At 59.8% G+C, this 21,776-nt stretch carries 31 protein-coding genes and 1 pseudogene; 26 read left to right on the top strand and 6 right to left on the bottom strand.

Features of this window, described 5'->3' with window-relative positions; genetic code table 11:
• Nucleotides 1-8 precede the first annotated feature (8 nt).
• The 22 genes and pseudogenes from AB4O08_RS06740 (at nt 9) to recX (ending at nt 13,755) form a co-directional block, all read left to right on the top strand.
• The gene (locus AB4O08_RS06740) at nt 9-524 is read left to right on the top strand and encodes a hypothetical protein (protein WP_021492471.1); all 516 of its coding nucleotides are present in this window, start codon (nt 9-11) and stop codon (nt 522-524) included.
• A gap of 3 nt (nt 525-527) precedes the next feature.
• On the top strand, nt 528-1,139 hold the full coding sequence (locus AB4O08_RS06735) for a phage baseplate assembly protein V (RefSeq protein WP_010212718.1): 612 nt from the start codon (nt 528-530) through the stop codon (nt 1,137-1,139).
• 9 nt (nt 1,140-1,148) lie between these two features.
• On the top strand, nt 1,149-1,481 hold the full coding sequence (locus tag AB4O08_RS06730; RefSeq protein WP_010212717.1) for a phage baseplate protein: 333 nt from the start codon (nt 1,149-1,151) through the stop codon (nt 1,479-1,481).
• Nucleotides 1,478-2,473, top strand: a complete 996-nt coding sequence (locus AB4O08_RS06725) for a baseplate J/gp47 family protein (protein ID WP_044286706.1) — start codon at nt 1,478-1,480, stop codon at nt 2,471-2,473. The genes AB4O08_RS06730 and AB4O08_RS06725 overlap by 4 nt, the downstream gene beginning before the upstream one ends.
• A complete protein-coding gene (locus AB4O08_RS06720; RefSeq protein ID WP_021492468.1) occupies nt 2,470-3,108 on the top strand; it encodes a phage tail protein I in 639 nt (212 codons plus the stop codon). Before AB4O08_RS06725 ends, AB4O08_RS06720 begins: the two co-directional genes overlap by 4 nt.
• Entirely contained in the window at nt 3,105-3,635 is a 531-nt protein-coding gene (locus tag AB4O08_RS06715; RefSeq protein WP_106118926.1) for a hypothetical protein, read from the top strand. Before AB4O08_RS06720 ends, AB4O08_RS06715 begins: the two co-directional genes overlap by 4 nt.
• A 48-nt stretch (nt 3,636-3,683) precedes the next feature.
• Nucleotides 3,684-4,466, top strand: coding sequence for a hypothetical protein (locus AB4O08_RS06710; RefSeq protein WP_010212713.1), 783 nt, complete (start codon nt 3,684-3,686; stop codon nt 4,464-4,466).
• 1 nt (nt 4,467) lies between these two features.
• Nucleotides 4,468-4,770 carry a hypothetical protein gene (locus tag AB4O08_RS06705; RefSeq protein ID WP_010212711.1) on the top strand — a complete coding sequence of 101 codons (303 nt, stop codon included), beginning with the start codon at nt 4,468-4,470 and terminating at the stop codon, nt 4,768-4,770.
• An 88-nt stretch (nt 4,771-4,858) separates the two neighbouring features.
• Nucleotides 4,859-5,032: a hypothetical protein gene (locus AB4O08_RS06700; RefSeq protein ID WP_010212710.1), complete on the top strand. Its 174-nt coding sequence runs from the start codon at nt 4,859-4,861 to the stop codon at nt 5,030-5,032.
• A gap of 2 nt (nt 5,033-5,034) precedes the next feature.
• On the top strand, nt 5,035-6,201 hold the full coding sequence (locus AB4O08_RS06695) for a phage tail sheath protein (RefSeq protein ID WP_042571729.1): 1,167 nt from the start codon (nt 5,035-5,037) through the stop codon (nt 6,199-6,201).
• Nucleotides 6,201-6,707 (top strand): phage major tail tube protein, encoded by a 507-nt coding sequence (locus tag AB4O08_RS06690; RefSeq protein WP_010212707.1) that lies wholly within the window; start codon nt 6,201-6,203, stop codon nt 6,705-6,707. Before AB4O08_RS06695 ends, AB4O08_RS06690 begins: the two co-directional genes overlap by 1 nt.
• Nucleotides 6,708-6,759: 52 nt before the next feature.
• Nucleotides 6,760-7,332, top strand: coding sequence for a phage tail assembly protein (locus tag AB4O08_RS06685; protein ID WP_010212706.1), 573 nt, complete (start codon nt 6,760-6,762; stop codon nt 7,330-7,332).
• Nucleotides 7,329-7,454 (top strand): hypothetical protein, encoded by a 126-nt coding sequence (locus tag AB4O08_RS06680; protein WP_010212704.1) that lies wholly within the window; start codon nt 7,329-7,331, stop codon nt 7,452-7,454. The genes AB4O08_RS06685 and AB4O08_RS06680 overlap by 4 nt, the downstream gene beginning before the upstream one ends.
• A 5-nt stretch (nt 7,455-7,459) precedes the next feature.
• A complete protein-coding gene (locus tag AB4O08_RS06675) occupies nt 7,460-8,926 on the top strand; it encodes a tail tape measure protein (RefSeq protein ID WP_460114765.1) in 1,467 nt (488 codons plus the stop codon).
• Nucleotides 8,926-9,309 (top strand): phage tail protein, encoded by a 384-nt coding sequence (locus AB4O08_RS06670; protein WP_010212701.1) that lies wholly within the window; start codon nt 8,926-8,928, stop codon nt 9,307-9,309. The genes AB4O08_RS06675 and AB4O08_RS06670 overlap by 1 nt, the downstream gene beginning before the upstream one ends.
• Nucleotides 9,302-9,514 carry a tail protein X gene (locus AB4O08_RS06665; RefSeq protein WP_010212700.1) on the top strand — a complete coding sequence of 71 codons (213 nt, stop codon included), beginning with the start codon at nt 9,302-9,304 and terminating at the stop codon, nt 9,512-9,514. Before AB4O08_RS06670 ends, AB4O08_RS06665 begins: the two co-directional genes overlap by 8 nt.
• A gap of 9 nt (nt 9,515-9,523) precedes the next feature.
• On the top strand, nt 9,524-10,531 hold the full coding sequence (locus AB4O08_RS06660) for a contractile injection system protein, VgrG/Pvc8 family (protein WP_010212698.1): 1,008 nt from the start codon (nt 9,524-9,526) through the stop codon (nt 10,529-10,531).
• Nucleotides 10,532-10,537: 6 nt separating this feature from the next.
• A pseudogene (locus AB4O08_RS06655) lies at nt 10,538-11,096 on the top strand (glycoside hydrolase family 19 protein).
• Nucleotides 11,060-11,554, top strand: coding sequence for a lysis system i-spanin subunit Rz (locus AB4O08_RS06650; RefSeq protein WP_010212694.1), 495 nt, complete (start codon nt 11,060-11,062; stop codon nt 11,552-11,554). The pseudogene AB4O08_RS06655 and the gene AB4O08_RS06650 overlap by 37 nt, the downstream one beginning before the upstream one ends.
• 81 nt (nt 11,555-11,635) lie before the next feature.
• Entirely contained in the window at nt 11,636-12,136 is a 501-nt protein-coding gene (locus AB4O08_RS06645) for a CinA family protein (protein ID WP_010212691.1), read from the top strand.
• A gap of 84 nt (nt 12,137-12,220) precedes the next feature.
• Entirely contained in the window at nt 12,221-13,279 is a 1,059-nt protein-coding gene (gene recA / locus AB4O08_RS06640) for a recombinase RecA (RefSeq protein WP_003189042.1), read from the top strand.
• Between the two features lie 8 nt (nt 13,280-13,287).
• Nucleotides 13,288-13,755, top strand: coding sequence for a recombination regulator RecX (gene recX, locus AB4O08_RS06635; protein WP_021492459.1), 468 nt, complete (start codon nt 13,288-13,290; stop codon nt 13,753-13,755).
• 62 nt (nt 13,756-13,817) lie between these two features.
• Here the strand turns inward: recX and AB4O08_RS06630 are convergent, their stop codons facing one another.
• Both AB4O08_RS06630 and AB4O08_RS06625 read right to left on the bottom strand, forming a co-directional pair.
• Entirely contained in the window at nt 13,818-14,930 is a 1,113-nt protein-coding gene (locus tag AB4O08_RS06630) for an LOG family protein (protein WP_010212688.1), read from the bottom strand.
• A gap of 276 nt (nt 14,931-15,206) precedes the next feature.
• Nucleotides 15,207-15,647 (bottom strand): PA3611 family quorum-sensing-regulated virulence factor, encoded by a 441-nt coding sequence (locus AB4O08_RS06625; protein ID WP_010212685.1) that lies wholly within the window; start codon nt 15,645-15,647, stop codon nt 15,207-15,209.
• 179 nt (nt 15,648-15,826) lie between these two features.
• Between AB4O08_RS06625 and AB4O08_RS06620 the strand changes: the two genes are divergently transcribed.
• The 3 genes from AB4O08_RS06620 (at nt 15,827) to AB4O08_RS06610 (ending at nt 17,773) form a co-directional block, all read left to right on the top strand.
• Nucleotides 15,827-16,546 carry a tRNA-uridine aminocarboxypropyltransferase gene (locus AB4O08_RS06620; protein ID WP_460114764.1) on the top strand — a complete coding sequence of 240 codons (720 nt, stop codon included), beginning with the start codon at nt 15,827-15,829 and terminating at the stop codon, nt 16,544-16,546.
• Nucleotides 16,547-16,684: 138 nt separating this feature from the next.
• Nucleotides 16,685-17,335 (top strand): response regulator transcription factor ErdR, encoded by a 651-nt coding sequence (erdR, locus tag AB4O08_RS06615; protein WP_021492458.1) that lies wholly within the window; start codon nt 16,685-16,687, stop codon nt 17,333-17,335.
• Between the two features lie 75 nt (nt 17,336-17,410).
• The gene (locus tag AB4O08_RS06610) at nt 17,411-17,773 is read left to right on the top strand and encodes a diacylglycerol kinase (RefSeq protein WP_010212679.1); all 363 of its coding nucleotides are present in this window, start codon (nt 17,411-17,413) and stop codon (nt 17,771-17,773) included.
• Between the two features lie 3 nt (nt 17,774-17,776).
• On the opposite strand, the gene AB4O08_RS06605 is transcribed toward AB4O08_RS06610, so the two are convergent.
• Entirely contained in the window at nt 17,777-18,703 is a 927-nt protein-coding gene (locus AB4O08_RS06605; RefSeq protein WP_010212678.1) for a LysR family transcriptional regulator, read from the bottom strand.
• Nucleotides 18,704-18,826: 123 nt separating this feature from the next.
• On the opposite strand from AB4O08_RS06605, the gene fpr reads away from it, so the two are divergent.
• Nucleotides 18,827-19,606, top strand: a complete 780-nt coding sequence (fpr, locus tag AB4O08_RS06600; RefSeq protein WP_003189055.1) for a ferredoxin-NADP reductase — start codon at nt 18,827-18,829, stop codon at nt 19,604-19,606.
• A gap of 147 nt (nt 19,607-19,753) precedes the next feature.
• On the opposite strand, the gene tsaA is transcribed toward fpr, so the two are convergent.
• The 3 genes from tsaA to AB4O08_RS06585 form a co-directional block, all read right to left on the bottom strand.
• Nucleotides 19,754-20,449: a tRNA (N6-threonylcarbamoyladenosine(37)-N6)-methyltransferase TrmO gene (tsaA, locus tag AB4O08_RS06595; protein ID WP_154847032.1), complete on the bottom strand. Its 696-nt coding sequence runs from the start codon at nt 20,447-20,449 to the stop codon at nt 19,754-19,756.
• A 3-nt stretch (nt 20,450-20,452) separates the two neighbouring features.
• Nucleotides 20,453-20,914: a YehS family protein gene (locus AB4O08_RS06590; protein ID WP_010212675.1), complete on the bottom strand. Its 462-nt coding sequence runs from the start codon at nt 20,912-20,914 to the stop codon at nt 20,453-20,455.
• 65 nt (nt 20,915-20,979) lie between these two features.
• Nucleotides 20,980-21,690: an rRNA pseudouridine synthase gene (locus tag AB4O08_RS06585; RefSeq protein WP_042571732.1), complete on the bottom strand. Its 711-nt coding sequence runs from the start codon at nt 21,688-21,690 to the stop codon at nt 20,980-20,982.
• Nucleotides 21,691-21,776 lie beyond the last annotated feature (86 nt).

The raw sequence follows: 21,776 nt of genomic DNA, 5'->3' as shown, positions 1-21,776 counted from the left end.
GCAAGCAGATGACACTTCTCGAAAAACCTTCCCAACTGCCCGTGGCGATTGGGGATGCGCTGAAGAGCGCTTTCCCACAACTGCGCGTAGGCAATCACCATGACTTTCCTGGAACGGGCGATAAAACTGGCATTTTGATCAGCGTGGAGCGCAACGGCCCTGGCATTCGCTCGCTTGCAGGGCGCAAGGCGCACGCCTTGTCGGTTTCACTCAGGGTCATGGTTGCCGGTGGGTCGGCACCTTTTGATGCTTGCGATCTGGCCAGCCAACTGATGGACCTGGCCCTGGATAACCGCTGGGGCCTGCCGCCTGATCAGTGCGACCTGCCTACCGCAATTGTCGCTGCCCCTTCCGCGCGCTCCGGTGCGGAAACGGACTATGACACCTGGACGGTTTCCTTTACCCAAAACCTCTATCTCGGTCCGTTGCTGCTCGAGGATCCTACAGGCAAGCCGTTATTTGCCCGCACCTGGGAAGTCTCTGACATCAACGATCCGGATCAATATCGCCCACTGCAGGAGTAATCCATGTTTGATGCATTGCTACGCATGCAACTCGGGCCGATTGTCGAGCGCCTGGCAGAAATGGAAGCCCAGTTGGAAGACCTGTATCGACGTGCAGATAGCTTCTGCCGGATTGGCGTGTGCCAGGAGGTCGACGCCGCGACTAATACCTGCAAGGTCAGCCACGGTGATTTGCTCAGCCCGGCGATCCAGTTTTTCAACCCGAGTGCGGGGGCGCAAACCGAAACCCGCATCCCCTCTGTGGGCGAACAATGCCTGCTGCTCAATTACGGCGGCGGGGAAGGAGGCGCGCAGTCCGTCGCCTTGTTCGGCCTCAACAGTAGTCTCTTTCCACCCGTGTCCGACGTTGCCTCGCTGACGCGGCGTCGCCATCAGGACGGCACCCAAAGTGACTACGACGATGCCAGTCACATTTTCAACTGGGTCAACGGCCCGACTACGTTCAGTGGCTCTCGCGAGCAGGTCGACGTCAAGGTTGGCGCCGCCAGCCTGACCCTGAATGCCCAGAGCATCACCCTGCAACTCGGCGTCACCGGCGTGTTGCTGGATGCCGCCGGTGTACATTTGAGCGGCCCGGTGGTGGATCACCAGGGCCGCGTGATCAGCCGCGCATAAGGAGTTGCCATGATCGGAATCGATAGGAACACCGGGGCAGTCGTCGACGACTGGCTGCAATTCGTACAGCGCGCCACCCGAGCGCTGACCACCCCCCTGGGCACTCGCCAGAAACGCCCGCTGTACGGCTCGCTGATCCCGCAACTGCTTGGCCAGAACCTGGGGGATGACCTGCTGATCCTCGCCCAAAGCCACGCCGCGCAGGCGTTCTACAACACCCAGAACGGCATCGCCGACTTTCAACCCCAGATCATCGTCGCCACCCGTCAGGGCGCCGGGCTGTTGCTGCGTTTTGCCGGTACCTGGAAAAACCGCCAACAAACCTTTGAGGTCGCGACATGAGCATGTTGATCCCTGGCCAGAACCAACTGGCGGAACCGGCCATCATCGCCGTGGATGAGTTCGAACCGTTGTTGGCCGAGTTCAAGGCCTTCGTCGTCGACTACGTCGCCAACCGTGCGCCGCAAAGCGCGGCCAAACTCAAGGTCAGCCTCGACAATGAAAGCGAACTGCTGACCCTGGCCCTGGAAGCGTTTTGCGTGCGCCTGCAAACCCACGAACGCAAGTACAACGCCCGCATCAAGCAGATGCTGGCGTGGTGGGCCACTGGCAGTAACCTGGATGCTCGACTGGCCGACATGGGCCTGGAACGCCAAGTGCTCGACCCCGGCGACCCGGCCGCTTTCCCGCCTGTGCCGCCGACGTTGGAAAGCGATGACGACGCTCGCCTGCGTTACTACCTGGCGCCCCATGCTCCGGCGGCGGGCTCGCGGATGCAGTATCGGCGCGAGGTGTTCACCCTCGGCGAGCGGCCGTCGGTGAAAGTGCAAAGCGCGACGCCGGGCGTGGTGACGGTCAGCTACACCTTTGATCCGGACGGTTATGCGGCCCAGGTCAAAGATGGCAATGGGCGTCGAACAGCGCCCGGCGAAGTCATGGTCACCGTGCTTTCTCGTGAGGGCGACGGTACGCCATCTGCCGATTTGCTTGACGGCGTTCGTCGCCATTTCGCACGGCCGGATGTGCGACCGGAGACTGACTTGGTCAGCGTGCAAAGTGCGCAAATCCTGCCGTACAAAATCCGCGTGGTCGCCAAGATCAACGCCGGCCCGGATTCGGGACTCACTCAAGTCGCTGCGCAGAAACTGCTGCAGGACTACGCAGAGTCTTGTCATCGGCTGGAAGGGCGGGTGGATCCGAGTTGGATTGACTATGCGATTCACAGTGCAGGGGCTGCGCAGCTGCAGATTCTTGAGCCTCTGGTGCCGGTTATTGGCAGCGCGTTCCAGGCGCCGTATTGCACGGGTGTCGAAGTGGAGGTGCGTACGCTATGAGTGAGCCTAAAGCGAGCTTGTTGCCGGCCAATAGCTCTCCGTTGGAAAAGGCGTTGGACCTGGGGTTTGGCAAGCTGCTCGACCGCGTAATGCCGCCGTTTCCGGCGTTGATGGATCCACTGCAAACGCCTGCCGAGTTTCTTCCTTACCTTGCCGCCGATCGAGGGGTGAGTGAGTGGGATGCGGATGCCAGCGCCACCGAAAAGCGCATCACTGTGGCCTTGTCCTGGCAGATCCAGCGCCAAGCCGGCACGCCGAAAGCGTTGAGTTATGCGGTGGAATCGCTGGGGTTCACGCCCAACATCAGCGCGTGGTATCAGCAGCGTCCGATGGAGAAGCCTTACACCTTCGACGTGCAGGCCATCATCGGGCGCAGTTGGTCCCGTGGCGATCACAATCGACTGATCCGTCGTATCAACGCAGCCAAGAGCGAGCGGGACCAGGCGACGATCACCATCGTGCATGAAACCGAAGGTCGAATTGCGCTCACTCAGGTCCTCCACGCCCTTTTGAGCGATGGCGAGCTGTGCCTGCACGGCGCGTTGCCGGAGTTGGCGTTGGTTGCCCGACTGAACAGTGCTGGGGCTGCCCAGCACTACACCATTAACGACTACGACCTCAGGGCGCAGCCATGACAGATGACATTACGCGCCTGGTGCGCTTCACCTCCAAAGGTTTGGATGAAGTGCTGCAGGCAAAGAACCAGGGCCTGAAAGGCGAAATCACCCACATCGGCGCCGGCACCGGTCGCTACAACCCGGACGGCACGGAAGTGGCGCTGCGTGATGAGCGCCAACGGGTCGCCATCGTGGATTACGAGGACCTGGGCGACCGACAACTCAGGATGGCCGCGCTGTTTGATGGCGAGGGTGAGTATGAAATTGGCGAGTTCGGGTTTTATCTCGCCAGCGGGACTTTGCTGGCGGTGTACTCCGTGGCAGGGAAGTTGCTGACGTATAAAGCGGCAGCGGCTCGGGTGCTGCAAAAGTTCACGCTGGATGTTTCGCCGTTGCCGGCGGACAGCGTGACGATTGTGGTGGGGAGTGAAAATCTCAATTTGTTGCTGGCTGAAGAAATCGCAGTTATGGCGGCGGCTTCGGTGGCAAATATGTCTCGCCACATAGACTTGATGTTTAGAGTTATGCATCTGGAAGCACAGTAGTAGATGTCACACGTGTAATGAGAATACAGAATCGACAGGGAGTTGATGATGGGAATTGAAGCGACTATCACAAAAGTTGTAGATGCATGTAATAAGCTTACCGAAACAGTAACCAATCAAATTGGAAAAATAGATGCTCGCGTGGAGACGGCGTCGGCCCAGTTCACTGCGTGGCGTAACAGCGTACAAGCTAAGGATATCAACGGTCGTGCTTCCTACACACAGACGATCGATCTTACGGGACTATCTACCAACATTTTCTACCCCGTCTGGTGGCGGATGCCGGGTAACGAAAAAGGTATGTCGGAGATTGTTATTTCCAGGAACTACGCATTGGACGCAGGCCTCAATCCGTTCAATAACAATTTTGAAGCGCATGTTGCGGGTCTGAACCTGCAAATGGAGGGCTGTGGGATCCCGTGGAATGGGGACGCAAACTTTCTGACCATTAAACGAATCTCCCAAACGTATCGAGAGACCGTCCGGCGCGCACAATTCGGTATGTTGTCTTATGTCCGTCCGGTCACCGGCCTTAAACCCATCTGGCTTAACCAGACCCCCGGCACTTTGGTCTCGTCCCCACAGGAATCGGGTTGCTACTTGCGTGGCGGACTTACATATATCGTCACCAAGAGTTTTGAAGAACCTGTGAAGTTCAGCCGCTCCGATGCCGAGGTTGAGCTGAGTCAAGCCGTGACACCTGAATATGAAATCTCTTGGAAGGTGAAGCCGTTTGCGATGACCGCCCCCGAACTTGGAGAGACCTACCCGGAAAGCAGATTGGCTTACACATTGGATAACGATCTGCGCTATGCAGTGAAAGGAGTTTGATATGGTTGGGTCTATCAAAAAATTACTGTTGGCATCGGGTGAGACGCTCATCAATGTTCCTGCGGACCGTCTCATTTTGAAAGCGCTTGGGTTTGACGAAGTCCTTGTAGATCAACTCGTCAATGAAGCTGAAGATAGCGCCGAGCTGGAACGTGTTATCTCTGCGCGTCGCACGCTCTATATGACTGCAGCCGATCCTTTGTTTCTCGAGTGGCAATACGACGAAACCCCCGAAAAAGAAAAAGCCTGGCGTGACAAAGTTGCCGAAATCAAGGCGCTCTACCCACTGCCTGACCGTACCTGAAGCCTCGCCGCGAAAGCGGTTTTTTTTCGCCTCCCCAAAGCCCCTCCTCGCAGGGGCTTTGGTGTTTTACACCCGGAGAATTCCACTCATGTCTGACCGCCAAACCTACACCGTCCTCATCCCATTCCCCATCGGTAACGGCCATTGGTCCACCGCCGGCGAGGAACTGCAACTGCTGGACGTCGAAGCATCCGCCCTGCGCACCGCCGGCCGTCTGGAACTGACCAGCGTCCTCAACTCCACCCCCAAGAAGGCTGACTAACCATGGCTGAGGTTCTTAACTTCGAGCACAACGGCATCACCGTGAATGCCACCGAATCCCCCGAGGCCATGGGTGGCCTCGGCGATAATGTCATCGGCCTGGTCGGCACTGCGCCGAAGGCACACGCGTCGATCCCTAAAAACGCGCCGTTCCGCATCAACAGTTTCACCACCCAGGCGCTGCTGGACCCCACGGGTACTGAGTCGGGCACGTTGTTTCATGCCGTGTATCAGATCCTCAAGGTCGTGAAGGTGCCGGTCTACGTCGTGATCGTGGAGGAGGGCGCCACCCCGGCTGACACGATCAACAATGTGATCGGCGGCGATGAGCCGGTCACCGGTCGCAAACTCGGCCTGGCCGCGCTGGCCAGCGTGCCGGAAGACCTGACCATCATCGGTGCCCCAGGCTTCACCGGCACTAAAGCTGTAGCCGGTGAGTTTGCCTCCTTCGGCAAGCGCATCAAAGCGCGTGTGGTGTTGGACGGCAAAGACGCAAGCGTCGCCGACCAAGTGACCTACAGCGGCGAGCTGGGCGGTGCCGACCTAGGTTTCGACCGTTGCCTGCTGGTGCACAACATGCCGTCGGTGTACTCCAAGGCGGCGAAGAAAAACGTGTTCCTTGCGCCGTCGTCCCTGGCGATCGCTGCGCTGGCCAAGGTCAAGCAGTGGGAAAGCCCAGGCAATCAGGTGACGTTCGCAGAGGATGTTTCCCGCGTCGTCGAGTACAACATCCTCGACACGTCCACCGAAGGCGACCTGCTCAATCGCTACGGCGTGAGCTATTACGCTCGCACGATCCTTGGCGGCTTCTCGCTGCTGGGTAACCGTTCCATCACCGGCAAGTTCATCAGCTACGTCGGCCTGGAGGACGCGATCAGCCGCAAGCTGGTCAAGGCCGGCCAGAAAGCCATGGCCAAGAACCTCACCAAGTCCTTCATGGACCAGGAGGTCAAGCGCATCAACGATTGGCTGCAAACCCTGGTCGCCGACGAAACCATCCCCGGCGGCAGCGTGTACTTGCACCCGGAATTGAACAGTGTCGAGAAATACAAGAACGGCACCTGGTTCATCGTCATCGACTACGGGCGGTACGCGCCGAACGAACACATGATTTATCAACTCAATGCCCGCGATGAAATCATCGAGCAGTTCCTGGAGGACGTTCTCTAATGTTTACCAACCGAGTCAGACAGGCCATTGCGGCCACCCTTCAAGGCCTGCCGTTGTCCGCGACGGTGGAAGAATTTACCCCTCCGAAGATTGAGTTCGACATGGAGCCCATGTCCGGCGGGCGCTTCATTGCCGAGGAAATGGCCAAGAGCGGCAAGGTGCTGGGCGCCAAGTTGATCCTCCAAGGTGCGGGCCCGGAAATCATGCTGGCGTTGGGCGTGCGCCTGGGTGATGACATCCTGCTGAACGTTCGCGAGGCCGGTCAGGACCAGGATGGCAAGACCTACTTCACCTATCACACCGTGGGCGGCAAGCTCAAATCCCTGGAGGAAGCGAAGCTGAAAATGGGTGAGAAGGCCACCACCACCCTGGAACTCTCCTGCCGCACCTACAACCGTCTGGAAAACGGCATTCCGGTGATCGACATCGACGTACGCACCCAGAAATTCGTGCTCAACGGCGTCGACATCCTCGGCGATGCGCGCCGCGCCGTGCTGATGCCGTAATGCCTCCGGGGGCGGGTTCGCTCGCCCCCATACTTCACCAAGGAGCTACCCCATGGCCTGGATGCCACCGCTGCACCCCCTGCTCTCGCCGATCACCGCCGACACCGGCGCGACGATCGAGCAGGTGCAACTCAAGCCGCTGTACTACGCCGCGCAAAAAGAGGCGCTGGCCCGGGCCGGTGATGACGAGGACGACCAGTTCTTCGAACTGGCGAAACTCGCCACCGGCCTGTCGGAAAAAGAGCTCGACCAACTCAAGCGCCCGGACTACGTGACCATCGCCCAATACGTACATGAGATGTCGACACGTCCTGCATCGTTCTTCCTCGACGGGCAGGCGGAATCGACCCACGACCAGCCCATCCAACTGTTGCAGCCCCTCGATGCTGCTGGCCGTACCTTCACCGAGCTGTCCCTGGAAATGCCCGCCCTGCGCGCCACCAAGGTAATGAAAAAACTCGCCACCAACAAAGAGCGCGCCGAGTTCATCACCGCTCATTGCAGCGGCCTGATGATCCCCGATCTCGCCAACCTGACTGTGCCCGACTGGACCGAATTGCAGGAGCGCATCGACGATTTTTTAAATCAACCGGCGGCTTTCTTTCGCAACGCGACATCGACGTGATCCTCGATGTGGTGCCGCTGGTTTACTCGGTCAATGAGGCGGAGATCCTGGATTGGGATGCCGCAAAAGCATTGCGCCGCTACGACATCGCGATCACTCGCCTTGGCGTTAAACAGGAGTAAGCGGGATGCAAGAGACTAAATATGGGGTCCGGCTCGTCCAGGAGGATTTACGCTGGATGATCGGCGATGCGGACCTCGGCAGTGTGCTCACACCGTTTACCGCAGGCCTTGCCGCACCGGTGAGCCTGGAGGCTGCGCCGCAGCCGCAGCCGCAGCCGCCGCTCACTTCGGCGCTGATGACTGTCAGTACCGGCCTCAATGCCTTGACGCAAGAGCAAGTCCGGTTGCGCGAGACGCTGGAGACCCTCAACAGCACGCTGTCCGCCCGCGAACAAACGCTGGCAACCAAGACAGCTGATGTCACTGCTGCACCTGGCGCAAGTGAGCCAAAAAAGCCCGAGCCTGCTACCCGTTCCTGGCGCGAGCAGGGTCTCGAGATGGGAACCGATGCCGTTAAGTTCGTCGGCAAGGAGGTGGTCAGCGGTTTGTGGGATAAGGCCAAAGACAGGCTTTCAGGCAAAGCGCTTGATGCCGTGGCGGACAGGTATCCCACGGCCGCCAAGTGGCTTAAAGAGGACAAGGACGGTAACAAAGGTAAGGAGTGCTGCTGCACGGGAGCCCTTCCTCCGGATATTCGCGGGTCATTGGAACCGGTGCAGTCACAGGTGCCTGAGGGTGTGGGCAAGACCGCCAGGGCGCAAGAAAAAGCGCGCCCTAAAGACACCCGGAAAAAACCGCGTGGCCCGCGTAGCAAGACCCGTCAATCCAGCTCGCGCGAGGTCAAGACCAGCGTGGTCAGAAGGGCCATGGATCTCAAGTCGCCACGTGCTGTGTCTGCGGCCAAGGTGTCGCCTCCACTCAATGTCGTGGTCCAGCGGCAGCTTCCATTCGAGGGCACGCGTGCGAGTCAGGCCGCGACCGGTCTTCCCGGTCGGTCGTTTGCCTCCTCCGCAGCACTTCCGACATCCCGTCCCCTGATGCGCGGTGCGGGCAAAGGCCTGGCGGCCGGGTTGTCGGGCACCCTGGCGAAGTTGGAGTCATCCGCCGTCCGCCGTCTTGGCCCGTTGAGGTATGTCGACACGGCCATGGATGTGGCCCAAGGCGTACGCAATGGCGACGTCAAGGCCATCGGCGCCGGCCTCAGCACGGCCGGTGGCGCCTGGGCTGGAGCCTCTGCGGGTGCAGCCATCGGCACGCTGGTTTTCCCCGGTGTGGGGACTGCTGTCGGCGGAGCAATCGGAGGCTTGCTCGGCAGTGAGGCGGGCGCTTGGCTCGGTGACAAGCTGTTCGGGCCTAGGGACCGTCTGCCGGCGCCTGCAGATGTCGGCAAGCACCTGAGCAACGCCCAGGCTGACAACCGCCAACTCACCTTCTCCCCGCACATCACGATCAACGCACCTGAACAGGCCAGCTATCAGCAACTGGCTGCGCTGGTGGTGCAACAGATTGAGGCTCAATTCACGCCGTTGCCGATGGACAGCTTGCTGGCGACGCGACGTGACTCGGCCCTGACTGATACAGGAGTAGCGTGATGCGACAACAGATGGCATTGGGCACCTTTATTTTTGGGCTGTCCCGTGGGTTTGCCTACGACACCCTGGACCGTGCAAGCAGTGGGGGTTGGGTCAGCCTGGAGATCGTGGCCGGTAAACCCAAGTCCAGCCAGGTCGGCCAGGCGCTCGAAACGCTCGCCTTTGGTGGCAAGGCCGCACGTGCACAGGGTATGGCGCGGCTGGATGAGTTGCGTGCGCTGCAAGCCCTTCGTGTGCCGTTGCCTTTGGTCGACGGCGTAGGCCTCAGCTGGGGGCTGTGGACCATCAAGTCGGTGGACGAAAAACAGTCCAGCGTCATCGATGACGGTACGGCGATGGTGATCAATTGGTCGGTGGTACTGGAGGAGTTCGTCAATGCGTAGGGTACGAAGTATTGCGGGTGATTCGGTGAACCTGCTGCTCTACCGCGAGCTAGGGCGCTGTGATGATGCGGCCGAGGAAGTGTTGTGGCGCTTGAATCCTGAATTGGCCGAACAGGGCGCGGTATTGCCTGCGGGCGTCAACGTGATTGTGCCTGAACTGGAGACACAACCGACCGCCAATCAGCCGGTTTCGGCCTGGGATTAAGGAGTCACCATGACACTTGGATTTACACCGGTGGTGGAAATTTACGGCGACAACGCCGCGCTGCTCAACGAGCGGCTACTGGAGTGGGAACACACCGATTTGGCGGGTTTCGTGTCCGATCAGTTGAAGTTGACCCTCGACATCGAAGGCCTTGAAGGGTTGCCTGGCTTGGGCGGGCATATCGGCCTGCGCGTTGGCTACCGGGAATCCGGCCTGGTGGATAAAGGGCGTTTCAAGATCACTCAGCGTACGCCGTCGCTGTTTCCGCTGCGCGTGGTGCTGGTGGCGACGGCAGCGCCTTTTGATGAACCCGAGTTCAAGAAGCGACGAACCGCCAGTCACGGGCCGATCAGCCTGGGGGCGCTGTTTCGCCAGTTGACCACTCGCCATGGCTTCTCACCGCGTGTGGCACATGACTTGGAAGGCGAACAGATCCAGCATATCGACCAGACCAATGAAAGCGACATGGCGTTTTTGACGCGGTTGGCCAAGCGGTTCGATGCGGTGGCCAAACCCGTCGACGAGCTGTATGTGCTGGGCCGCAAAGGGCAGATCAAGTCGCTGTCTGGCAAGGTTTTGCCGGATGTGCAGCTGTCGATCACCCGTGATAACCGTCCGGGAGATCGTGCGTTTGTTTCCGCCAGCTTTACTGAAACCAGCCGCGCGACCTACTCCGGCGCCCAAGCGCGCTGGTGGGATGCAGCCGCCGGTAAACAACACGTGGTGGAGGTGGGGGGCGCGCCGTTCAAGGTCATGACGCAGCGTTACCAGAGCGAGGCTGAAGCCAGAACTGCCGCTGAGGGCGAGATGCGTCGAGTGGGCCGTGAGGGCTTGCAGGTCAGTGTGATCTGCCCTGGAAACCCCTCATTTGGCGCCGAAGGGCTGTTGCTGTTGGACGAGTCCTGGCCTGGCTTTATGCGGGGTCGTTGGTCGATCGACAGTGTGACTGCCAGCGGCAAGCGCAAAGAGAGCTACCGATGTGCGATCAAGGCCAGTGGTTTGTCCCCGGCCGAGTGAGGAACCATGCTGATAACACTGCCCCAACTGCTTCAAATCCTGCCGGGAGCCCGCCTTGGAGCGGGCTCTTTTTTTGCCCGCACTGAACATGGCAATGTCCAGGTTTGAGATCGGTCAACCCAAGCGCATTGCTGCGTTTCTCGCCCAGGTCGGTCATGAGTCCGGCGAATTGCGTTACGTGCGTGAACTGGGCAGTGATGAATATTTGAGCAAGTACGATACTGGCGCATTGGCCGCACGCCTGGGCAACACACCCGAAGCCGACGGCGACGGCCAGAAATACCGGGGCAGGGGGCTGATCCAGATTACCGGACGCCGCAATTACCTGTCTTGCAGCCAGGCACTGTTCGGCGATGATCGTTTGTTGCGGGAACCGACGTTGCTGGAGCAGCCGCAATGGGCGGCCGAGTCGGCGGCCTGGTTCTGGCAACGCAACGGCCTGAACGAACTGGCCGACAAGGATCAATTCACTGCGATCACGCGACGTATCAATGGCGGGCTCAATGGGCTGGAGGATCGCTTGCGGTTATGGGCGCGGGCGAAGGCGGTGTTGTGCGTTTCTTAGGCGCGTGCCGCTTGATCGGTGTATGCCTGCTGATGGCGGTTGTGTGGCAGGTACAGGCCTGGCGGTACGCGGCGCAGATCGCACATTTGTCGGCAGCGCAGACGCAGGCAGCCCTGTACCAGAAGCAGGTCGAGCAGGATAAGCGGCTGGCCCTTGAGCAACAGCTCAGTGCCGATGATCAACGACATGCCCGGGAGTTGAGCGATGCCCAACGTAACCAAGCTATTTTGCGCGACCGCCTGGCCACTGCTGATGTGCGGTTGTCAGTCCTTCTCGACGCTTCCAGTGGCTGTCCGGTGCCAGCCTCCACCGCCCCCGGCAGCGTGGTTCATGCAGCCCCGCGAGCCCGACTTGACCCGGCGCATGCTCAGCGAATTATCGGCATCACCGACGACGGTGACAGCGCCTTGATCGCCTTGCGCGCGTGCCAGGCTTACGTGCGTGCCGTCGCCCGTTAGCGTCTTGAGACAGTCCGTCACTTGCGCGTGCGAGCGGCTCCTGTAGGGTAGGCGAACCCCCGCCCACGTCTGGAGACGACCGTGAAGGAAATCACTCAACTGGCTGCTGAATTGGGGCGCCGCTTGCAGGTGCTCAATGCCCATGTCACCACTGCCGAGTCCTGCACTGGCGGTGGAATCGCGGAAGCCATCACGCGGATTCCGGGGAGTTCGGCCTGGTTCGAGGCGGGGTATGTCACCTATTCCAACCGTCAGAAGACCCGGCAGCTGAATGTGCCGGAAATGCTGTTTTCAAAAGTCGGCGCTGTCAGCCGGGAAGTGGTGGAAGCGATGGTCCGCGGCGCACAGGAAAAAAGCCTGGCGCGTTTTGCTGTCGCCGTCAGCGGTGTGGCGGGGCCGGATGGCGGTTCGCCGGACAAACCGGTGGGCACTGTATGGCTGGCTTTCGGCGTGGGCGAGGACGTCACGGCCGAAGTTGAACACTTCACCGGCAACCGCGACGAGGTCCGCCGACAAACGGTAAAGGCCGCGCTAGAGGGCTTGTTGCGACGAGCTGCAGCAGAAATAGAAAATCAGGGGTAGGCGATCTCCGATCTTTGTGGAACAATACTGTCTACTTATACAGGTGTTGGCCGCCCCGGCCTTATTGATTACGTGAGGACTTTAATGGACGACAACAAGAAGAAAGCCTTGGCTGCGGCCCTGGGTCAGATCGAACGTCAATTCGGCAAGGGTGCCGTAATGCGTATGGGCGATCACGACCGTCAGGCGATCCCGGCTATTTCCACTGGCTCTCTGGGTCTGGACATCGCGCTCGGCATTGGCGGCCTGCCAAAAGGCCGTATCGTTGAAATCTACGGTCCTGAATCTTCCGGTAAAACCACCCTGACCCTGTCGGTCATTGCCCAGGCGCAGAAAATGGGCGCCACCTGTGCGTTCGTCGACGCCGAGCACGCCCTGGACCCTGAATACGCCGGCAAACTGGGCGTCAACGTTGACGACCTGCTGGTTTCCCAGCCAGACACCGGTGAGCAAGCCCTGGAAATCACCGACATGCTGGTGCGCTCCAACGCCATCGACGTGATCGTGGTCGACTCCGTGGCTGCCCTGGTGCCTAAGGCTGAAATCGAAGGCGAAATGGGTGATATGCACGTGGGCCTGCAAGCCCGTCTGATGTCCCAGGCGCTGCGTAAAATCACCGGTAACATCAAGAACGCCAACTGCCTGGTGATCTTCATCAACCAGATCCGTATGAAGATCGGCGTGATGTTCGGCAGCCCGGAAACCACCACCGGTGGTAACGCGCTGAAGTTCTACGCTTCGGTCCGTCTGGATATCCGCCGTACTGGCGCGGTGAAAGAAGGTGACGAGGTTGTGGGTAGCGAAACCCGCGTCAAAGTCGTGAAGAACAAAGTGGCTCCGCCTTTCCGTCAGGCCGAGTTCCAGATTCTCTACGGCAAGGGTATCTACCTGAACGGCGAGATGATCGACCTGGGCGTGTTGCACGGTTTCGTCGAGAAATCGGGTGCCTGGTATGCCTACAACGGCAGCAAGATCGGCCAAGGCAAGGCCAACTCGGCCAAGTTCCTGGCGGACAACCCGGACATTGCTGCCACACTTGAAAAGCAGATTCGCGACAAGCTGCTGACCGCCGCTCCAGACGTGAAAGCTGCCGCCAACCGCGAGCCGGTTGAAGAAGTGGAAGAAGCTGATACTGACATCTGAAGCACGCGATGACAGTTGTACTGGATACACTCGTCGCCGTTCGGCGCACTGCGATGGACCTGCTCGCTCGCCGCGAGCATGGTCGAGTCGAGCTGACGCGTAAACTGCGTCAGCGCGGCGCGGAGCCCGAAATGATTGAAACCGCCCTCGACCGCCTGACGGAAGAGGGACTGCTTTCCGAATCCAGATACCTCGAAAGCTTTGTCTCCTACCGAGCCCGCTCCGGCTACGGCCCGGCGCGGATTCGCGAGGAGCTGAGCCAGCGTGGCCTGCAACGCGCCGATATCGACCTTGCCCTGCGAGAGTGCGGGATCAGCTGGCAGGCGCAGTTGGAAGACACCTGGCGGCGCAAGTTCTCTGGCCATCTACCGATTGATGCCAAGGAACGGGCGAAGCAGGGGCGATTCCTGAGCTATCGGGGGTTTTCGATGGAGATGATCAGCCGATTATTGAGCGGCAGGGATTTGGACGACTGATCTCTTGAACAAGCAAAAGACCCACTATGAAAATAGTGGGTCTTTTTTTTTGCCTCAGAAAATCACGCCGGCTCCGGCGCCACCCGTTGCTGTGCCTTGCCCTGAGCCTGAGCCCAGTTCTCCGGCAGGTTGATGTAGTCCACCAGCTCCCGTAGCCGGCCCTGATCGCGCCCGTTGAAGTTGAACACCAGCCGCGTCAAATGGCTGAACCTCGGTTCATCATGTTCCTCGCCGGTATACGCCAGCTGTTGGAACTCTCCACTCAGCCGCAGGCTGGCAAACTCGCTCTGTAAATGGGCCAATGCTCGTTCACTGAGTGGGTGGTTCATGCGCACCACAAACTCGCGTTTCAGCCAGCGGGTGGAGTGGAAGTTGGCATAAAACTGGTTGATCTCGTCCACCGCCTCTTCGGCGCTGTACACCAGGCGTATCAGCTTGAGGTCAGTGGGAAGGATGTAGCGATTGGCTTCCAGCTGGCTGCGGATAAAGTCCAGGGCGCCTTGCCAGAACCCGCCACCGGGTGCGTCCAGCAGCACCACCGGGACCAGAGGGCTCTTGCCGGTTTGAATCAGGGTCAGCACTTCCAGTGCTTCATCCAGGGTGCCGAAGCCGCCTGGGCACAGCACCAGGGCATCGGCTTCCTTGACGAAGAACAGCTTGCGGGTAAAGAAGAAGTGGAAGGACAGCAGGTTCTCAGTGCCATCAATCGTTGGGTTGGCATGTTGTTCAAACGGCAGGGTAATGTTGAATCCCAGGCTGTGTTCCAGGCCCGCGCCTTCGTGGGCGGCGGCCATGATGCCGCCCCCACCGCCGGTGATCACCATCAGGTCCGAGCGCGCCAGTGCCGCGCCGACTTCCCGGGCCAGTGCATACAACGGGCTTTCCACCGGGGTGCGAGCCGAGCCGAATACCGTCACCTTGCGGCGACCCTTGAACTGTTCGAGTACGCGGAAGGCATTGTCCAGTTCGCGGATGGCTTGCAAGGTGATCTTGGCGTTCCAGCGATTGCGGTCGTCCTGGGCCATGCGCAGCACGGTGAGGATCATGTCGCGATACAAGGGGATGTTCGGGCTGTTGGGGGCGATCAGCTGGAGTTGTGCGTCGACCTGCTGCGTGAGGTCGGTACCGTGTTGTTCAAAATGTCGGAGCAGGCGGTCATTCGGTTCGTAAGGCATTCAACTTCTCCTTCTTGCAGGGCACCTTCGCCGGAGGCTACGACACTGCTTGTGTCGCTGTTTGCCGCAGGGAGGCAACCTTCTTTTGCCCTGAAAATGTTACAGAACAGCATGAAAAGCGCTGTGAATGAAAGGTCGGGATGACTTGATCATGGGCCGGAAAACCCTTGGCTGGCAACCACTTATTGGCCGCCCAGTAGGGAGTCTAGCTGCCTGGTAGGACTTGAAGCGGGGGGAGTGCGCGCCACCGGACGGTAGCGCGCGAAGGTCAAGCCGTTACTTTTTCTTTTTTGCCGCAGCCGGTGCCGGGCAATCCGCTTCCACGAACTTTACTGAAGCCACAGGACGGTTGGTCTTGTTCTCAGTGATTTCGTAACGCATCACCGCACCCTTGGCCATCAGCTCGCGGTAGCCCTTGTTCAGGCATACGCTCTGGCCGAGCTGGAAATACACAGCCTTGGGGTTGGCGCGCATCTGTTCGGCGCGATCAGGCAAGACGCTCAGGTGATCGATCAGTTGCATGCCTTCAACGGTGTAGGCCACTTCCAGGGTTTTTTCGTCGATTTCCCGGGGCAGGTCTTTGTTGCTCTCAGCCGCAACGCTTTGCAGCTTCCGGTTCATTTGGGCCTCCAGCAGCGAGGCCGCCTGGGCGCACACGGGCAATACCAGCGCGAGGGCGACGGATGGGGCGACAAGACGCAGCATGGAACGCAGCATGAAACTCTCCTGATTCGGTTACTGGTGCATAGACCAGCCACTGCGCTGTGCGTTCAGTGGCGCGCAATTATAGGTGAGCCCTGGCCACTACAGCCAGGCGTATCGCTGGTAAACTGCCACCACTTCAGCCGTCCACGAGTTTTCTCCGTGTCGATTTACCCGTTCCACCGGCGCATCCAATGAGCCACGCCGTTTCCCGACTGCGCACCCAGCGCCTGGCCCGTGCCGTCCGTCCGTTCCTCAATCGTGGTTCGCGTGCCGAGCGCTGCCCCGGCTGCCGGGTCATTCCTGAGTATTGCCTGTGTGCCTGGCGACCCAAAATCGCCGCAACCTCAGCGATGTGCCTGCTGATGCATGACGTGGAACCCATGAAACCCAGCAATACCGGTTGGCTGATCGCCGATGTGATCGACGACACCACGGCGTTCGCCTGGTCGCGCACCGAGGTCGATCCTGACCTGCTGACCTTGCTGGCTGACCCGCAGTGGCAGCCCTATATCGTATTCCCCGGCGAATTCGTCGCGCCGGAGCGTGTGGTCAGTGAAGTGAAGGTGGGACAGAGCAAGCGCCCGCTGTTCATCCTGCTGGACGGCACCTGGAGTGAGGCGCGCAAAATGTTCCGCAAAAGCCCCTACCTGGAGCATTTGCCGGTGCTCAGCCTGGCGCCGGAACAGCTGTCGCGCTACAAGTTGCGGCGTTCCAAGCGCGACGACCACTTCTGCACCGCCGAAGTCGCCGCTCTGTGTCTTGAATTGGCGGATGATCGGGTAGCCAGTGAAGTCCTGGACGCCTACCTGGATGTATTCAGCACCCATTACCTGGCCGCCAAGTTCCAGATGCCGCTGGATCCGGCGGACTCTGTTCATGCGCGCCTTGCTCCCTATATTTCGACGGTATAACCAGTCGACGTTTGCATGATGGCACCACGAACCCGCAACCCGCTAAAATCCCCACGGGCGTAGCGCTTGACCCTCCAGGCTACGCTGGGCATGCTGGGCGCCGATCAGGGCACCCCTGAAAACAGGATCATTTAATCAATGGCCACATACGAAATCCTGATAGCCGATGACCACCCGCTGTTTCGCAGTGCACTGCACCAGGCCGTGACCTTGGGCCTTGGTTCGGACGTACGCCTGGTCGAAGTGGCCAGCATTGCCGAGCTGGAAGCCCGCCTCACCGAAAAATCCGACTGGGACCTGGTGCTGCTCGACCTGAACATGCCCGGCGCCTACGGTTTCTCGGGATTGGTGCTGTTACGCGGTCAATATCCTCAGATCCCCGTGGTGATGGTCTCGGCCCAGGAAGAGGCCGACGTGGTGGTGCGTTCCAAGGAGTTTGGCGCCAGTGGTTTCATTCCCAAGTCCAGTGCGATGGAAGATATCCAGAAAGCCGTGCGCACCGTGCTCGATGGCGATGTGTCCTGGCCGCCGCGGGCGTTTGAAGAAATCAACGTGTCCGACGAAGCCAAGGCTGCCCGTGATGGTCTTGCCAGCCTGACACCGCAGCAGTTCCGCGTGCTGACCATGGTCTGCGAAGGCTTGTTGAACAAGCAGATTGCCTATGAGCTGAGCGTGTCGGAAGCGACGATCAAGGCCCATGTGACGGCGATTTTCCGCAAGTTGGGCGTGCGAACGCGTACCCAGGCGGCGCTGCTCTTGCAACAACTTGAGTCAATTTCGCAGCACTAAGCGGCCCCCGATTCACGCTTTTTTGACTTTGCGTGATCTAGTTTCCCCACTCCTTTGGTTCAGTTGCCTACGTCTATGTCGCCTTTCAAGGGTCAAACCGGTATCAAACGTATCTTCAATGCAGGGGGGTATTCCCTCGATGGCCTGCGCGCAGCATTCACTGGCGAGGCGGCGTTCCGTCAGTTGGTGTTGCTCAACGTCATCCTGATCCCGCTGAGTTTTTTCCTGAATGTCAGCCGGGTCGAGCGTGCCTTGCTCATCGCGGTGTGCCTGCTGGCGTTGATCGTCGAGTTGCTCAATTCGGCGGTGGAGGCGGCGATCGACCGCATCTCCCTGGATCGACACCCGCTCTCGAAAAATGCCAAGGACATGGGCAGCGCCGCCCAATTCGTCGCGCTGACCATGATCACCCTGGTCTGGGGCGTGATCCTGATCTAACCCTCAGGCAATGCTCGGCAGCACGATCTCGTCGCTGCGCTGCACCCCAGCGGTGAAGGCGCGGCACAGCTCCAGGAATTCTCGCATCGCCGAGGTCTGGTACTTCTGTTTGTGCCAAATGAAGTAGAACTGCCGGGCCAGGTCGAGATCCGGGGTTTCCACCGGCACCAGGCTGCCACGGCGAAACGCGTCACGCAGCGCCAGCCGTGAAATGCAGCCAATCCCCAGCCCTGACTCCACCGCTCGTTTGATCGCCTCGGTATGCTCCAGCTCCAGGCGGATATTCAGCGCGCTACGGTGATGGCGCATGGCTTGGTCAAAGGTCAGGCGTGTGCCTGAGCCTTGTTCCCGCAGGATCCACGCCTCATGGGTCAACTCGTCCATGCTCGCCACGCCACGCTTGGCCAGGTGATGCTGCGGCGCGCAAAACACCACCAGTTCATCTTCCACCCAGGTTTGCACCTCGATGTCCGGGTGGCTGCAGTCGCCTTCTATTAGACCCAGGTCAATTTCGTAGTGCGCTACCTGGTGCACGATATGGGCAGTGTTCTGCACATGCAGCTTCACCTGGCTCTCGGGATGTTGCTGCATGAAGCTGCCAATCAACAGGGTCGCCAGGTAATTGCCGATGGTGAGGGTGGCGCCGACCGCCAAGGAACCGAAGCCTGACTTGCCGTTGAGCAAGTCCTCGATCTCCTTGGCCTGGTCCAGCAGCGCCACCGCCTGGGGCAAAAGCTGATGACCGAGCGCGTTGAGGCTCAGGCGCTTACCCGCGCGGTCGAATAATTGGCAGCTGGATTGGCGCTCCAGCTCAGTGATCGAGGTGCTGGCGGCGGATTGAGATAAGGCCAGAAGGCCAGCAGCGCGCGAGACGCTTTCCTGCTGGGCGACGGCGACGAAGACTTGCAGTTGACGGAGAGTAAATCGCATATCGATATAACCGATAACCCTTATCTTAATAATCCAGTTAACAGATATTGTCGCCGCCATTAGAATGCTGTGCAATTGCGCAACTACATTTGGCGCAGACCCATTTCCAGGAGTCCCCCGTACATGAGCAACATGAACCACGAGCGTGTCCTCAGTGTTCATCACTGGAACGACACTCTGTTCAGCTTCAAGTGCACCCGCGATCCGGGCCTGCGCTTCGAGAACGGTCAGTTCGTGATGATCGGCCTGCAACAACCCAACGGCCGCCCGCTCATGCGCGCTTACTCCATTGCCAGCCCGAACTGGGAAGAGCATCTGGAGTTCTTCAGCATCAAGGTGCCGGATGGCCCGCTGACTTCCCAATTGCAGCACTTGAAGGAAGGCGACGAGATCATCATCAGCAAAAAACCGACAGGCACCCTGGTGCTTGACGATTTGAAGCCGGGCAAACACCTGTACCTGCTCAGCACGGGCACTGGCCTGGCTCCCTTCATGAGCGTGATCCAGGACCCGGAAACCTACGAGCGCTTTGAAAAAGTGATCCTGTGCCACGGCGTGCGTTACGTCAACGAAGTCGCGTATCGCGAATTCATCACAGAGCACCTGCCGCAAAACGAGTTCTTCGGCGAAGCCCTGCGCGACAAGTTGATCTATTACCCGACCGTGACCCGCGAGCCGTTCGAAAACGAAGGGCGCCTGACCGACCTGATGCGCAGCGGCAAGCTGTTCAGCGACATCGGGCTGCCGCCGATCAACCCCGAGGACGACCGCGCGATGCTGTGCGGCAGCCCAAGCATGCTGGACGAAACCAGCGAAGTGTTGAACAGCTTCGGCCTGAAAGTTTCGCCACGGATGCGTGAGCCGGGTGATTACTTGATCGAGCGGGCGTTCGTCGAGAAATAAACACTGATCCAAAAATGTGGGAGCCAGCTTGTGTGGGAGCAGGCTTGCCTGCGATGCAGACGCCTCGGTCTTTAGTTAAACCGAGGTGATGCAATCGCAGGCAAGCCAGCTCCCACAAAAAGCAGCTCCCACACTGGTTTTCGGGGTTTATCCCGCTGGAAGCACTTCCAGCACACAAATCACCCCAGCCTCGGGATAGTGCCAACGCACATCCACGTCCCAGAACTGTGCGCCATATTCCCGTTCTGGCCCTGGCGTCTGGTACGCCGGCCGTGGATCCTGTGCCAGGCACTGATCGATCAGTTCCACCAGTGGCTCGCCAAGGCGCTGGGCATGGCCTTGTGCCTGTTGCAGGGCAGTCTTCAGCCACTGCACGGGGATCAGCTGCGGCGCGCCGCTGGCGATGTCGTTGGTGGCCGTGTCGACGATGTCGGCATACGGCACATACGGCTTGATATCCAGCACCGGTGTGCCATCGAGCAGATCAATCCCGGAGATCCACAGCCGCCCCGGCTCCATCTTGTCCAGCTTCACCACTGACTGGCCGATGCCATTCGGGCGGTGCGTGGCGCGGGTGGCGAACACGCCCATGGACGTATTGCCACCCAGGCGAGGCGGGCGCACTTTCAGGCGGGGCTTGTCTTCCAGGGCTTGGTGGAACAGGAACAGCAACCACACATGGCTGACCTGCTCCAGGCCCTGTACTGCCTCGCCACCGTCGAACGGCGCCACCAGCTCCAGCACGCCACGGGCGGCCGGTGCCAGTTGCGGTTGGCGTGGGATGGCAAACTTCTCCTTGAAGCAGGAGCGCACGAAGCCGACGGGCGAGACGTTGTAACTCATGGCTTACGCGCGAACCCGCAGGGTCAGGCCCTTGAGGAAGTTGCGCAGCAACTGGTCGCCGCATGGGCGATAGTTGGTGTGGCCGAACTTGCGGAACAGCGCGCTCAGCTCAGGCTTGGACACCGGGAACTCGGCGGCTTTGAGGATGGCGTGCATGTCGTCTTCCTTCAGCTCGAAGGCCACGCGCAGCTTCTTGAGGATGATGTTATTGGTCACCGGGGTTTCGATCGGCTGTGGCGGACGGCTTTCGTCCTTGCCGCGCTTGAAGATCACCAGGCCATCGAGGAAGTGCGCCATGACTTCATCCGGGCAGAACACGAAGCCTTCTTCCTCATCTTTCTTGAGGTAGGTCAGCAGGTCGTCCTTGGTCACGTCCATGCCGCCGAGCTTGATGATCTCGACCATCTTGTTGTCGCTGATGTCGAGCATGTAGCGCACGCTGCGCAGTACGTCGTTGTGAATCATGGTGGGCAATCCTGGTATTCAACTGAGGGCGCCGCCCATCAGGCGGCGCCGGGAAAAAGGGCGGCTTAGAACTTCTCTTTGCCGGACAGGTAACGCCATTGGCCGACCGGCACCTTGCCGATGGACACGCCGCCGATGCGGATACGACGAATGGCGATGACTTTGAGGCCAACCGCTTCACAGAACAGCGCGATCACGCCTGGCTGCGGGTTTTTCATCGCGAAGCGCAGGCGGTTTTCGTTCTGCCAGCTGGCTTTGACCGCCGGCAGTTCCTTGCCTTTGTAGGTCAGGCCGTGGTTCAGGCGATTGAGGCCGTGGGCAACCATGTCGCCTTCGACTTCCACCACATACTCCTGTTCGATCTTGGCGGCATCGGCGGTCAACTTGCGCAGAATCTTCCAGTCCTGGGTAAACACCAGCAGGCCGCTGGCCTTGGCTTGCAGGTCGGCACTGGCGGTGAGGCGCAGGAAGTGGCCCTTGAGCGGGCGCTTGCCGAAGCGGTGTTCCTCCGAGAGCGTCTCGGCGCTGATCGATGCCATGGCCGTCTCGGCATCTATGCCGGCCGGGGCGTGCAGCAAGATGGTCACCGGCTCGGGCACGGTGGCCTTGGCGTCCGGGTCGAGTGCGACCTTCTGGGTGGTGACCTTGAACTGTGGTTCGTCGATCACTTCACCGTCCACCGAGACCCAGCCGCCTTCGATGAACAGCTCAGCCTCCCGACGGGAGCAACCGACCAGTTCGATAAGGCGTTTGGAGAGGCGTATGGGGTCAGTCATGACATGGGCCGTAGCAAAAGGGGGCAGCTATTGTACCTGCCTGGCGCCGGTTAATCCCGGCCCCATTTCAGTGCCGTCGCTTTTTG

The organism is Pseudomonas sp. H3_E07, from assembly GCF_054668895.1.
Note: the sequence above shows the minus strand (reverse complement) of the source record. Positions and strands in the feature narration are given on the sequence as shown.